Origin of the sequence: Pseudoalteromonas sp. SR43-5, assembly GCF_014163835.1 — a bacterium.
Lineage (GTDB): Bacteria > Pseudomonadota > Gammaproteobacteria > Enterobacterales > Alteromonadaceae > Pseudoalteromonas > Pseudoalteromonas distincta.
In genome coordinates this window covers 43,323-56,989 of record NZ_JACJEA010000024.1, presented here as the reverse complement: position 1 = coordinate 56,989, position 13,667 = coordinate 43,323, and the positions used below count along the sequence as shown (strand labels likewise).

The window sequence follows — 13,667 nt, the reverse complement described above, 5'->3', positions numbered from 1 at the left end:
CGTGGTACTTACAAATAAATAGGGTTTTCTGTCAACCCGATGTGAGGCAGGATAACAGTAAATTAAAGTATATACCAAGCCCTATTGTAAATTTATTTTAGAGTAAGTGCTTTATTTGTTTGTTTGTTTTTTAACTGATTAGTTATGATTGAGATGATCTTTTTTACTTCTTAATTAAAGGTAAATCTATTTTAATCAAAGCTTTATGCTTGTTTTTGTATGCGGTTTTAGAGTAGGTGAAATACAGGTTTTAATTGGTTAAAACATAACCTAATTACCTACTAAATATTTTAATATATATCTGAAATAATCTGATTCATTAGCTCCAAATTACAAATCCAAGTATTAATAATGCAATCCAAAGTGTTTCAGCAACAATTAAAACAATAGGTTTCATGCCTACTTCGGTAAGTTTTCCTAAATTAGTTTTCATACCTATGGCTGAAATAGCCGCAATTAAAAAGAACTGTGAAAGTTCGTTAGCGGTTTCAAGCACTATTGTAGGAAGAGAAAAGCAGCTATTTATTATCATGAGTATGACAAAGCCAATTAAAAAACCAGGTACTTTAGGTAATTCTCCGTGTTTTTCTTTATTTGAGCGATTAATAACAACCATCATAATAAGCACAACGGGTAGTAGCATAGCAACACGCACAAGCTTAGTTAGGGTTGCTATATCGCCTGTCTCAGGTGATACAGAATAACCAGCACCCACTACCTGCGCTACATCGTGTATTGTGCCGCCTAAAAATACGCCTGCATTATGCGCGTCAAATTCAAGGTAATTAACCACAATAGGGTAGAGGATCATAGCTAGGGTCGACATGGCTGTTACGCCAATAACGGTTAATAAGGTGTCGCGTTCTTTATGTTCGCTGTTTGGCATAATAGACGAGATAGCCAGCGCAGCAGACGCTCCACAAATAGCAACCGAACCACCTGTAAGTGCACCAAAGCGCTTTTGTAAGCCAAATGCGCGTGCTAGTACTACGCCTAAAATAATAGTAGTAAATATAGCGCCCGCTAGCATTAGTGCGGTTTGCCAACCCAGTGTTACTAAATCTCCCAGTGCTATGCGTGTGCCTAGCAGTACTATACCGACGCGCAAAACCGTGGTGCCAGTAAAGTCGATACCTTTGGCGCAAGGGCTATCGCTTTGATACAAAAATGAGACTGCCATACCCAGTAACAAAGCAAACAGCATGGCTGGCGCGCCGTAATGCTCACTCAAAAATAAAGCGGCAAGGCCAGTCATTGCAGCAATGCTGGCGCCTTGCCATAAAAGTGATATTTTACTGCTTAATTTACCACTTAAACGCTGCATTACGCTTTTGCTGCGGTAAGTGCTACTAATACTTGGCGCTTACGTTCACCTGTAAAAGGGCGACGACCATGCATAGCCATTTCGTTATCAACTAAAGCAACGTCACCGTCTTGCCATGCAAGATCAAAGGTAAATACTTTAGAAAGCTCAACAATTTTATCAAGTCCTGCTTTAGGAATGGCACTACCATCACCAAAGGTAATGGCAATTGATGGGTTATCGCGTACACCTTTCCAGCCCATGTAAGCGGCAATCAGTTGGTTATAAAAAACCTGTACATTGTTTTCAAGAGTTACTACAGCAGGCAGCACCGGTGTAACGGCCTTTAGTGAGCCGTCTTCAAGCCATTCCCACTCGTAACCAAGTTCGGTTAATTTATTATGTGCTTCGTCTTTGGTTTCTACACTTAGCGTACTTTTCCAGCTGCGACCTTGGCCTGATGTTGCATCGTCAGCGGCTGGCATATAGGTGGTATATTTTAGGCCTTTGTGTTCAAAATCATGGGCAAGTTTACTATCGTATTCTTTTAATGCGCTAAATAACTTATCTGATCGGCAAAGAGGTGTTGCACCACCTTCTTCTGCGGCCGATTTACAAAAGAAGAATAACTTACTGGGCGAAATAGGCGTTTGCGCCATTTCGTGATGTAAGTATATTTCTACATCTTTTGGCGCTTCGTTGGCTGTAAATACACGCTCGGTAAAATTAATACGTACCGCGTTAGACAGAGACTCTTTATAAGTAAAATTGTCGTAATCAAACCCTGCTGAAAAAGTATCAAAGGTTTCGGCGCTATTTACCGGGAAGCCACGAAACAGCACAGCACCTGAGCTGCGAAGCTTTGTAGCCAATTCACTTTTATTCGCGCGAATGAAAGCTACCGCTTCTTCAACGGTGCTGGCGTTATTGCTATTAACCACAATGCACGGAAAAACCGAATCATCGAATGTTAATTGAGTTGGCACTGAGGCGTAGTTAATTTCGGTAGCTGACATTGTATGTTCCTAATCGTAAATTGGGTGAAAACGGTTAAAGGCAGCTTCACAAAAGTGCCCAGGGTCGTTAAATCGGCGATTACTGTTAAGCGCAGAAATTTGCGCCATTTCTTGCTCTGTTAATTCAAAATCAAACAGTGCGAGATTTTCTTTCATGCGTTCAAGTTTTGAAGTTTTTGGAATAATGGCAGTGCCGCGTTGCACGCCCCAACGAAGAACTACTTGTGCTGGCGTTTTGCCATGATTGTGTGCGGCCGCTTTAACAACGCTTTGCTCAAGAACTGATTCAGTTTTATCAGCCATTTCTAGCTCAAGGTATGAAAGCGCACCCAGTGGTGAAAACGCAGTAACCGGAATATCGTACTGCTTAGCTAATCTTACTAATCGCTCTTGCGTTAAATAAGGGTGCGACTCAATTTGCAACATAGCGGGTTTGATATTTGCGTAGGTCATTAAATCGTGAAGCAGTGCGCTTGAGTAATTACATACTCCAATGCGTTTAGCTTTGTTGTTATGTACTTGCTCTTCCATTGCTTGCCACGTTAAATATAGCGGCACTTTTGCCAGCTCCATTTGTGGATTTTGCGCGTCTGGGTCAACAAACCACTCTGGTGGATAGCGGGTTTCTATTGGCACAAATGTTTGCGCAATCGGAAAATGAATTAGGTATAAGTCTAGGTAATCTAGCTTTAAATCACTCAGTGTTTTATCAATCGCGAGGCCAACATGCTCTGGTGCATGAAAGGTATTCCACAGTTTTGATGTTACCCATAATTCTTCGCGAGTACATAAACCATCGTTTATTGCTTGGGCTATGCCATCGCCTACTTGTTCTTCGTTACCGTAGTCTGATGCGCAATCAAGATGGCGGTAACCTGCCTTAATGGCTTGGTATACCGTTTGCGCACAATCTTCTTGTGCTACTTTCCATAAACCGAACCCTACTGGAGGGATATTATTTAATGAACTCATTGGGAATTCCTGTTAAAAATGCATAATGACTTTGGTCTTGTATAAGACATAAGTTATTATACGAATCAAACAGTGTCAATACTGTGTTAACAGCAAAGTAGTAAATGGGTGGGTTAAAAAACCTACAGGCAGCAAAAAGGCAGCGTTTGCTGCCTTTAAAAAATATTTAATTATTATGCGCTAAAGTGAGTTTTTAGCACTAAACACGCTTTTAATTAATCAAGTTCAATTTGATAGTGGTAATGATCGCTACGGCATTTGCTTTGGCGGTATTCAATTAGCTTACCTTCGATTGATTCGGTAATTCGTGATACCAACAGCAGTGGGTCGCCAGCTTTAATAGCAAGCATTTTGGCATCATCAGCTGTAGCAAGTACAGCTTTAATACTGTCTTGGGTTTTGTGTACAGTTTGGTTAAATTTGGTTTGATAGTAATGGTACAATGTATGCGGAATATCACTACTTTGATGTATATCAGGAAAGTAGCTTTGTGGTAGGTATATAGTTTCGCTCATGCAAAATTCGTTATTAAGAATGCGCCTACGAACAAGCTTGGTAACTTTGTCTTTTTTATTGAGTTGTAACGCTTCTATTACTTCAACTGGCGCTGCACAAAGCTCAACCGATAGCAGTTCAGCCTTTGGCAAATCGGCACCTTTACCGTCTGCTTGTAACGGAAAAAACCTAAATAAGGCATCTTGCGCAGTATGCTCTGATACAAACGTACCAACGCCTTGGCGACGAGTTACTATTTTATTGTCGGTTAATAAGTTTAGTGCTTTACGAACTGTACCTTGGCTTACGTTAAATTCTTCAGCAAGGCGAAATTCGCTTGGTAGTGCTTCGCCAGGTACCCAACGTCTTTCAACAATGAGCTGTTTAATATAATCAGCCACTTGTAAGTAAAGTGGTTGAAAAGCCAAGCTTGGGCCACTTAATTTGTGATCAAACATAGAGTTACTCATTATTATTTACCATTAAATTTAATCCACCTGTAGTTATAGCATAGGTGAAACCTTTTACGCATATTTGCGCTAGCTCAATTAAACGTGAACTACTGCTGTAATGTTTAATAGGCGCAAAATATACATTATGCCTAAAAACAAATCGTTACACTACAATAGCTCACCCTTAGGAAATTAAAAGTGCTCAGTATTTCTTTTGAACTCATTTTGCTTATGGCGCTGTGCCTAAGCCTTGCCACTGTAATGCAAACTCTTAGCGGGTTTGGCTTTGGGTTGCTGGTGGTTGCAAGCTTTACGTTGCTTGATGTATTGCCACTTACGGCAACTACATTTTTAGTGAGTTTGCTAGGGTTAGTTAATTCAACAACCGTGGTCGTTAAAAACCGCAGTTCGGTAAAAGTACCCGAGCTAAAACTTATGTTGTATACCGGTATACCGTTAATGCTGATAGGTTTTGTGCTGCTTGAGTTTATGTCGTCGCATTTAACACACTATTTAAACTTTATTTTAGGTGTAAGTATTCTGCTGTGCTGCGCTTTAATGCTGATTGGCCGCGATCGTGCTAATAAACAAAGCCGCCCTCGTTCGTTTTTAATAGCTGGAGGGGTGAGTGGATTACTTGGTGGGTTGTTTTCAACCTCAGGGCCGCCGCTTGTGTTTCAGTGTTATAAACAAAGTTGGTCTATTGAAGCTATTCGCAGTACGTTATTAGCGGTATTTACTATCGGCGGGTTAGTACGTGTAGGTATCGCCTTATTTGGTACTTTGCCGGGGCTCGACATTATGTTTTTAATTGCAGCGGCTATTCCCTTAGTGTTGTTAGTTACGCATTTTGCTCGTAAATTAACGCCTTACGTTGACGCTAAATGGATACGCATTATAGCTATTACGTTACTAGGACTGAGCGGCGTATCGCTGGTGGCTACATCGGCACCTGGCATTTTTTAAAAATTGCGATGTAAATAATTCATCTTGAGTTTATTTACGTTGACATGGGGATTACAATTATTTAACTTGTGTCTTATACAAGACTAATAATTGGTTAAGGAACTCCCATGAATGCATTTGAATTACGTGAGCCAGACTGGAACGCAATAGAACCAGCACGCTTAACCGCACAGCCAAAGTTACAAGGTAATGTGTTGGTTTTGCCCACTCAGTTTGGTGATATTAGCGTAACGATAAGCCAGTTTGGTTTACGTTTAAATGCAGGCACCACGCATGACGAGCAGTTTAAAATATTAACCACAACCCCATCAGAATACCCCCTCACACTTAGCAAAAACAATAATGATTACAGTGTAAGTGGTGGCGAATATCGCCTAGAGTTTTACTGCGACCCTTTTCATTTCAAACTTTATAAAAACGATGAGCTAGTGCAGCAATCAGCAACCGATGGCCACTTTGTACGCCAGCATCGTTTACCGCCACTGGCTAAAACTGATAACGGCTGGATACTAAGCTTAGAGCTTAACTATGACGAAGCCGTGTATGGTCTTGGCGAAAAGTGGGGCAAGCTTGATAAACGCGGCCAACTTATTCGTTCATACAACCACGATGCGCTAGGTGTTAACGCCGAAAAGTCTTATAAAAACACCCCGTATGCATGGAGCCCAGAAGGCTGGAACTTATTTGTACATACACCTGCACCGGTAACTCATGGCGTAGGTTACGCACTGTGGTCGCAACGCGCATATGTATGTTTAGTTGAAGATGACGCGCTAGATGTATTTTTATATCAAGAACAAACACCTGCTCAAAGCATTAACCGTTACTGTGAGCTAACAGGTTTTGCACCGGTGCCACCGCAGTGGAGCTTTGGTGTTATTTTATCAAAAGCCTATTACAAAGATGCTGACGAATTACTGAGTGTTGCCCGCGAAGTGCGTGCTAAAAATATGCCGTGCGACGTAATTACTCTTGATGGCCGCGCATGGCAAGACACCGACACCCGCTTTGCATTTGAATGGGACCCAACACGCTACGCCGACCCAAAACCAGTGCTTGATGAACTAAAAGCCATGGATTTTAAAATTTGCGTATGGGAATACCCGATGATCTCGGTAAATAATCCATTATTTGCTAAAGCGGCCGAAAATGGCTGGCTTATAAAAGATAAACGCACCGGTAAAGCGTATCAATACGAGTGGGATTTAAGCCCATTTGGCGAAGTACTTACACCACTACCAGAGTCGGGTATTTTAGATTTTACTCACCCCGACGCTTACGAATACTGGCTCGAATCGCACAAGCCATTGTTTGAGCTGGGCGTAGATATGATAAAAGCAGACTTTGGCGAACAGCTAGAAGACGAAAACATGGTATCGCACAGTGGCGACAGCGGCATAAGATTACACAACGTTTACAGCATGTTGTATAACCGCTGCGTTTACGAAGCAGCCGAAAAATACTGTAAAACAGGGCCATTTTTGTTTAGCCGTTCAGCATGGACTGGCAGCCAACGTTTTCCTGCACAGTGGGGCGGCGACCCGCAGGCCGATTGGCAAGGTTTAGCAGCGAGTATTCGCGGCAGCTTAGCGTGGGGCATGTCGGGCGGGCCATTTTTTGCAACCGACATTGGCGGTTTTTACAAAGACACTCGCGATGCAGAACTTTACGTGCGCTGGGCGCAAGCGTCGGTATTTAGTGCGCATATGCGCTTACACGGTATTGGTCCTCGCGAACCGTGGTCTTACACCGAGCAAGCAAGTGATGCGGTATTTGCAGCGCTTAAATTGCGCTACCAACTTATTCCTTATTTAGAGCAAAGTGCCATACAAGCACAGCAAACTGGCTTGCCAATTCAGCGTGCAATGGTTTTAGCATTTCCTGATGATGTGCTAGCGCATAGTTTTGATCAGCAATTTATGTGCGGTGAAAAATTGTTAGTAGTGCCTTGTGTCGTACCAAACGGTAAAGTGAAGTTTTATTTACCACAAGGCAACTGGATTCGCTTTCCTGATAAACAATCTTACGAAGGTGGTAAGTACTACGAGCACACACTCGCACTTGAAGAAATGGCAGTATTTGTACGCGAAGGCGACAGCCTAATGCTTGGCCCAGAGGTTCAACACACAGAACAAGACATGAGCCAATTAACAGCATGGCCTAAATAAATCTCGGCTTAATAAAAAACACACACTACACACATACAACACACAATAATAAAGATATTAGCTTACTTTTTACCGAGTAAAGTAAGCTAAAAGGGGCGCAAGATGGAAGGTATGAACATTACCATGACACTGCTATCGTGCTTGGCGTTTATGGCGCTGGTGGGATATATCTCGTACCAAAAAACCAAAGGGGAAGTTAACACCCAAGATGGCTACTTTTTAGCGGGTCGTGGGTTAACAGGTACATTTATAGCAGGGTCAATGATCCTCACTAACTTATCGGCCGAGCAACTAATTGGCCTTAATGGCTCAGCCTATGGTTACAACCTAAGCTCAATGGCGTGGGAAGTAACCGCAGGAGTATCAACCATTATTATGGCGTTGATCTTTTTGCCTCGTTATCTAGCGGGCGCGTTTTCTACCTTACCTGAATTTTTACGGGATCGTTTTGACGATACCGTACGACGCATGACGGTGATCTTATTTATGGTAGGGTATTGTTTTATAACGATCCCTTCTGTTTTGTACTCAGGATCAATAGCCGTACTTAGACTTTTTGATGTACCCACCTTATTAAATATGAGCTACCAATCAAGCCTAATTGTGACCATTATTACAGTGGGCTCAGTTGGGGCTATTTATGCTGTATTTGGTGGTTTAAAGGCGGTTGCGGTATCAGATACTATTAATGGTGTTGGGTTACTTATCATTGGTATTTTAGTGCCAACACTGGGCTTAATTGCATTGGGTGATGGTAGTTTTTCAGAAGGGTTAAGCACCCTAGTAAACACCGACACAGAAAAGCTCAATGCTATTGGTAGTAGCGATGATCCCGTGCCATTTGGCACTATTTTTACAGGGATGATCTTAGCTAATTTGTTTTATTGGGGCACTAATCAGTATGTGATCCAGCGTACGCTGGGCGCTAAAAACTTAGTAGAAGGGCAAAAAGGGGTGTTGTTTTCAGGGTACTTTAAAGTGTTAGTACCGTTTATGATGATGATCCCAGGCGTTATTGCTTACCATCTTTATAAACACGAAAGCCTACCCACTATCGATTTAGCTTACCCACATTTAGTGAAAGAAGTGCTTCCACAGTATTTATCTGGGTTCTTTTTGGCCGTATTGCTAGGTGCTGTATTTAGCTCATTTAATTCACTGCTCAATAGCGCGGCAACCTTATTTTGCTTAGACGTTTATAAGCCAATGAAAAAAAATAAGGTAACAGACAGCCAACTTATAAAAGTAGCCAAAATTACTAGTATTGTTATTGCCATATTGTCGTTTATAACTGCGCCATTATTGATGTTTGCGCCTGAAGGTTTATGGCACATAATTCGTGTGTTTACAGGCTTTTACAACATTCCGGTCATCACAATTGTATTGGTAGGTTTGTTTACTCGAAAAGTGCCTGCACTGGGCGCTAAAGTCGCGATTATATTCCATATTATTGCCTACACCTTGCTTAAATTTGTATGGGATGTAGACATTAACTTTATTCATATTTACGCCATTTTGTTCTTAATTGAATTGGCGATAATGCTGGGTATTGGTTACTACAAACCACTTAAAACACCATGGCAATTTACACGCAAAGCTGAGGTAGACCTTAATCCTTGGAAATACGCATTACCTTGCGCAATTGTATTAGTAAGCTTGATTGTTAGCTTATATATATTATTTTCGCCACTCGGATTGGTTGGTGGAACCAGTGTGTACTTTGTACCAAGTTTAGCTGCTGTATGGTCTACAGCCTTAGTGCTTAGCTGGTGGAGTGTACGTCGTTGGCAGGTTAGTTACGAAAATAGCTTAGCGCGTATTGGTGCTAAAAACGCCGCATAACCTGCGGCTATATTCTGTATACCAAACTTAAATCACATTTAATTCACATAATGTTTGCATTAGTAAGATAGTTTGTTTAAATTTAAAGCTCTTATATAAGATATAAGAGCTTTAAGGGAAGTACCACACACTGACACCGCTTTATTAGCAACACACACAATTGCTAGCGCGGTACCACACAGCACACACGCACAATATGGAGAATGACATGAGAGCTAAAAAGTCCGTCTTAAGCTTGGCAGTCACGTTAGCAATGACAACCGGTTTAGCGCTTAGCGCGCAGGTACATGCGCAGCAAGAGCAAACCGAACAAGAACAACAAAAAACAGAAACAGCTAAAAACGATACGTTTGAAAAAATAGTCGTTACTTCACAAAAAAGAACGCAAAGTTTAAACGAAGTACCTGTTGCGGTATCGGTACTTAATAGCGATCAAATTAATTCAGCTTTTGCTAATAACATGGAAGGCTTACAGTCACTTGTCCCTTCAGTTAGCTTTAGAAAAGGCACCACAACCCGTAACTCAGCGCTAACAGTGCGCGGTATTGGTACTATTTCATTTAGTATTGCTGCCGAGCCAAGTGTAGCAACTGTTGTTGATGGCGTGGTGCTTGGCCGCTCGGGTCAAGCATTTGCCGATTTATACGACGTAGACCGCATTGAAGTATTACGCGGGCCACAAGGTACATTGTTTGGTAAAAACGCCTCAGCAGGTGTGGTAAACATAACAACAAAAGATCCCTCGTACGACACAACAGGCAGCGTAGAAACCTCGTTTTATCAAGATAACGAATACCGTTTTAAAGGCGTTATAAGCGGCGGTTTAACCGACGACCTAGCGGCAAGCCTAACGGTATTTAAAGGTAAATTTGACGGTTACATTGATAACGTTTACAACAACGAAAAAGTAAACGGTTACGACCGTGAAGGTGCACGTGCTGTATTTAAATACGAGCCAGAGGATGACTTAAGCGTAAAATTTATTGCTGAATTTTATAACGCTGACGATGATTGTTGTGCCGACTTAGAAGCACTACCAAGTGGCCGTAATCCAGATTCAAAATCAGTACCAAATAGTAACGGTATTGTTGATGGCGTAGCCGATATTGATTTAGACCAACGCAGCGTTGATCACGATTACGAGTCGCGCACAATTGACGAACATAGCGCGTTTTCGGTACAGGTTGATAAAACAATTGGCGACTATACATATACTTCAATTACAGCGCAGCGTTCGTGGGATAACACAGAGTACCGTGAAGGCGACTTTACCTCTATTGCTGGCGACAGCAGCGAGCCGGTATTTGACGCGCCGTTTCAATTACACGATTTAGGTGCACAGCAATGGGATCAGTTTTCGCAAGAATTTAGAGTTACATCAAACCTAGCTGGGCCATTTAACTATGTTGCTGGCTTATTTTATTGGAACATGGATTCACAACGTAACTTTACTCGCGATGCTAGTTGTCAAAATAATGGTGGCCAGCTTGATAGCGCAATGGCTTTTTACGCGCAAAATAACTTATCGGGCGCTGAACTTGATGCAGCACTTAACGACCTAGATGGTTATACACAAGGTCTAGGTGTTAGCTGCAATGCAAACGATATTGTATCGGCCACTGCTTTTATGAGCACAGAATTTAACAACTGGGCCGCTTTTGCCGACGGTACTTACGATTTATCTGAAGATTTACGCGTATTATTTGGTATTCGTTACACCGACGATGAAGTGTCGTACACGCATCGCCGTGTAAGTAATGATGTATATGGCCGCACCGGTGTAGGCGTGCGCCCAGCAACACTTAATACAGATGATGAAGGTAAAGCCGAAGAAACCAACGTATCGGGTCGTTTAGGTATGCAATACGATTTAGGCGATGGTCAAATGGTATACGGTACTTACTCGCAAGGTTACAAAGGCCCTGGTTTTAATATTTATTATAACTTTAACCCAGACACCGATAGTCGCGAAATAGCACCTGAAGAGTCTGACGCTTATGAAATAGGCTACAAATACGCAAGCCGCGAATTTGTATTTAACATGGCGCTTTTCAGAACCGAAATTGAAGGTTTTCAAGCTAACAACTTTGACTGTTCAGACGGCACTTGTATTACGCGCTTAACCAATGCGGGTGATGTAAGTACGCAAGGTGTTGAAGTTGACTTTATGTGGGCTGCAACAGAGTCGCTAACGCTTACCGGTGGTGTTGCTTACATTAAAGCTGAAATTGACGAGTTTAATTGTCCGGCAGAGGTAGCCGCAGGTTCATGTACTGACCGCTCAGGTTTAGATGTACCATTTTCGCCAGATTTAAAATACTCACTAACGGCTGACTACTTTATTGAAACCGACCATGGCTTTAACGTACATATAAATGGCTCTTACATTTACACCGACGAGCAATACTCAGACCTACCAGACAACGTAGGCGAATTTAACCCAGCCGCTTTGTTACCAGATTACGGTATTTTAAATGCAAGTGTGGGTTTATCGTTTAAAGATGACGCGTTTAGAGTGTCGCTTATTGCTAAAAACTTAACCGATGAAAGCTACGTAACTACCTACAGTGGCGATAACTTCCGTTACCAAATACCACGTGATGCTGAGCGCTACTTTGGAGTATCGTTTAAAGCACGTTTTTAATATTTAAATAATTCTCTTAATAATTTCCCTACAAGCGCAACGTTTTACACGTTGCGCTTTTTTTGTGACTTATCTTTGTAATAGTTTAGTCATTTTACTTTCATTAAAATTACCTTTATCAGTCACATCTGTTTTCTATAGTGCAGCGGTTGATCTTTTTTGTGTTACACATTTCAAAAAAATAACCACTAAACAATGGGAATTACGGATGAAAATTAAAAAAGTCGCTGCGGCAATCGCGCTAACGTTTACGTTTAGCGCAGTGAGCCATGCTGATGTACTACCGCAAAGCCAAACAGACAGCAGCTGGTATAGCGCTGCGCAAACTAAACTAACAACAAAAACAGCACAAGCGCAGGCTACACAAGCCACTAAAGCTAAAAACGTTATTTTATTTGTGGGCGATGGTATGGGTATATCTACTCTTACTGCCGCGCGCATTTTGCAAGGGCAGCGTAATAACCAATCTGGCGAAGAAGGTTATTTAAGCTTTGAAGAGTTCCCATACTCTGCACAAGTTAAAACGTATAACGTAGATGCTCAAACGCCCGATTCAGCAGGCACGATGACGGCTATTATTTCGGGTGTAAAAACCGATGTGGGCGTTATTGGTGTAGATGAAGATATTGAGCGCGGCGTGTGTTCAACAGTAGCAGGTAATGAGCTAATTACCGCGACCGAATTAGCTGAAATTAAAGGGCTATCTACCGGTATTATTTCTACAGCACGTATTACTCATGCAACTCCTGCTGCAACGTATGCTAAATCGGCTGACCGTAACTGGGAAGACGTATCAGATATGCCAGAAGATGCCGTAACGGGTGGCTGTGAAGACATTGCATCGCAACTGGTTAACTTTGAAAAAAACCTAGAAGCACGATTTGTAGGGACCGACGTAGACGGTCTTGATTTTGTAATGGGTGGCGGTCGTCGTCACTTTTTACCAAAAGATGAAACAGCTAACTCAACAGACGCAGTAAGCGCTATAGAAGGCGACCGTACTGACGAGCGCAACCTAGTAACTGAGTGGCAAACACAATACCCAGATGCTACGTACGTAATGGATCAAACAGGCTTTGATTCAATTGCAGATGACGCAACTAAAGTATTTGGTTTATTTAACGAATCCCACATGCAGTACGAAGCTGACCGCGCAAACGATGTAGCGGGTGAGCCTTCGCTTACCGATATGACTACTAAAGCAATTGAAGTGCTTGGTAAAAACGATAACGGATTTTTCTTAACGGTTGAGTCGGGTCGAATTGACCACGCGCACCATGCGGGTAATGCATACAACGCGCTTAACGACACCATTGAGTTTGCTAAAGCCGTGCAAGCAGCGGTAGATAACACCAATCCAGAAGAAACCCTTATTTTAGTAACTGCCGATCACAGCCATGTATTTACTATTGCAGGCTACCCTAAGCGTGGCAATCCAATTTTAGGTCAAGTAGTTGCAGTAGGCGAAACTACACCAAGCCTAGCTGCCGACGATATGCCGTACACCACAGTAGGTTACGCAAATGGTTTAGGTTTTAGAAATTTGGGCAGTGAGACTGATGCGGATGCAAGTTACACAAGTGCTGCTGTTGCAGGGCGTGTTGAGCTAAATGGCGTTGATACAACAACCCCAGGTTTTCACCAAGAAGCAACTGTACCAATGGGCTCAGAAACACACGCGGGTGAAGATATTTCACTGCATGCAAAAGGTCCAGGTGCTCAGCTAGCACAAGGCGTAATTGAACAAAACGTAGTGTTTCATCTAATTAATCAAGCTCTTGAACTAACTCAGCAATAATGGCGGCTAAC

9 protein-coding genes are annotated in these 13,667 nt (G+C 42.2%); 5 read left to right on the top strand and 4 right to left on the bottom strand.

Going from position 1 to position 13,667, the window contains the following annotated elements; genetic code table 11:
* Positions 1 to 319: 319 nt before the first annotated feature.
* The 4 genes from H5090_RS14685 to H5090_RS14670 form a co-directional block, all read right to left on the bottom strand.
* A complete protein-coding gene (locus tag H5090_RS14685; RefSeq protein WP_182696073.1) occupies positions 320 to 1,324 on the bottom strand; it encodes a YeiH family protein in 1,005 nt (334 codons plus the stop codon).
* Positions 1,324 to 2,319 carry a TauD/TfdA family dioxygenase gene (locus H5090_RS14680; RefSeq protein ID WP_182696072.1) on the bottom strand — a complete coding sequence of 332 codons (996 nt, stop codon included), beginning with the start codon at positions 2,317 to 2,319 and terminating at the stop codon, positions 1,324 to 1,326. Before H5090_RS14680 ends, H5090_RS14685 begins: the two co-directional genes overlap by 1 nt.
* Before the next feature lie 9 nt (positions 2,320 to 2,328).
* Entirely contained in the window at positions 2,329 to 3,291 is a 963-nt protein-coding gene (locus H5090_RS14675; protein ID WP_076925524.1) for an aldo/keto reductase, read from the bottom strand.
* A gap of 215 nt (positions 3,292 to 3,506) precedes the next feature.
* On the bottom strand, positions 3,507 to 4,256 hold the full coding sequence (locus H5090_RS14670; protein WP_024595865.1) for a GntR family transcriptional regulator: 750 nt from the start codon (positions 4,254 to 4,256) through the stop codon (positions 3,507 to 3,509).
* A gap of 180 nt (positions 4,257 to 4,436) precedes the next feature.
* On the opposite strand from H5090_RS14670, the gene H5090_RS14665 reads away from it, so the two are divergent.
* The 5 genes from H5090_RS14665 (at position 4,437) to H5090_RS14645 (ending at position 13,656) form a co-directional block, all read left to right on the top strand.
* The gene (locus tag H5090_RS14665; protein ID WP_024595864.1) at positions 4,437 to 5,204 is read left to right on the top strand and encodes a sulfite exporter TauE/SafE family protein; all 768 of its coding nucleotides are present in this window, start codon (positions 4,437 to 4,439) and stop codon (positions 5,202 to 5,204) included.
* A 107-nt stretch (positions 5,205 to 5,311) separates the two neighbouring features.
* A complete protein-coding gene (locus H5090_RS14660; RefSeq protein WP_182696071.1) occupies positions 5,312 to 7,372 on the top strand; it encodes an alpha-xylosidase in 2,061 nt (686 codons plus the stop codon).
* Positions 7,373 to 7,474: 102 nt separating this feature from the next.
* The gene (locus H5090_RS14655) at positions 7,475 to 9,214 is read left to right on the top strand and encodes a solute:sodium symporter family transporter (protein WP_182696070.1); all 1,740 of its coding nucleotides are present in this window, start codon (positions 7,475 to 7,477) and stop codon (positions 9,212 to 9,214) included.
* A gap of 208 nt (positions 9,215 to 9,422) precedes the next feature.
* The gene (locus H5090_RS14650; protein WP_182696069.1) at positions 9,423 to 11,858 is read left to right on the top strand and encodes a TonB-dependent receptor; all 2,436 of its coding nucleotides are present in this window, start codon (positions 9,423 to 9,425) and stop codon (positions 11,856 to 11,858) included.
* A gap of 208 nt (positions 11,859 to 12,066) precedes the next feature.
* Positions 12,067 to 13,656 carry an alkaline phosphatase gene (locus H5090_RS14645; protein WP_024595529.1) on the top strand — a complete coding sequence of 530 codons (1,590 nt, stop codon included), beginning with the start codon at positions 12,067 to 12,069 and terminating at the stop codon, positions 13,654 to 13,656.
* Positions 13,657 to 13,667 lie beyond the last annotated feature (11 nt).

Coding starts and splice junctions, on each gene's coding strand:
- H5090_RS14655 (WP_182696070.1), top strand. CDS start 7,475: ATGGAAGGTATGAACATTACCATGACACTGCTATCGTGCTTGGCGTTT.
- H5090_RS14675 (WP_076925524.1), bottom strand. CDS start 3,291: ATGAGTTCATTAAATAATATCCCTCCAGTAGGGTTCGGTTTATGGAAA.
- H5090_RS14680 (WP_182696072.1), bottom strand. CDS start 2,319: ATGTCAGCTACCGAAATTAACTACGCCTCAGTGCCAACTCAATTAACA.
- H5090_RS14660 (WP_182696071.1), top strand. CDS start 5,312: ATGAATGCATTTGAATTACGTGAGCCAGACTGGAACGCAATAGAACCA.
- H5090_RS14645 (WP_024595529.1), top strand. CDS start 12,067: ATGAAAATTAAAAAAGTCGCTGCGGCAATCGCGCTAACGTTTACGTTT.
- H5090_RS14685 (WP_182696073.1), bottom strand. CDS start 1,324: ATGCAGCGTTTAAGTGGTAAATTAAGCAGTAAAATATCACTTTTATGG.
- H5090_RS14650 (WP_182696069.1), top strand. CDS start 9,423: ATGAGAGCTAAAAAGTCCGTCTTAAGCTTGGCAGTCACGTTAGCAATG.
- H5090_RS14670 (WP_024595865.1), bottom strand. CDS start 4,256: ATGAGTAACTCTATGTTTGATCACAAATTAAGTGGCCCAAGCTTGGCT.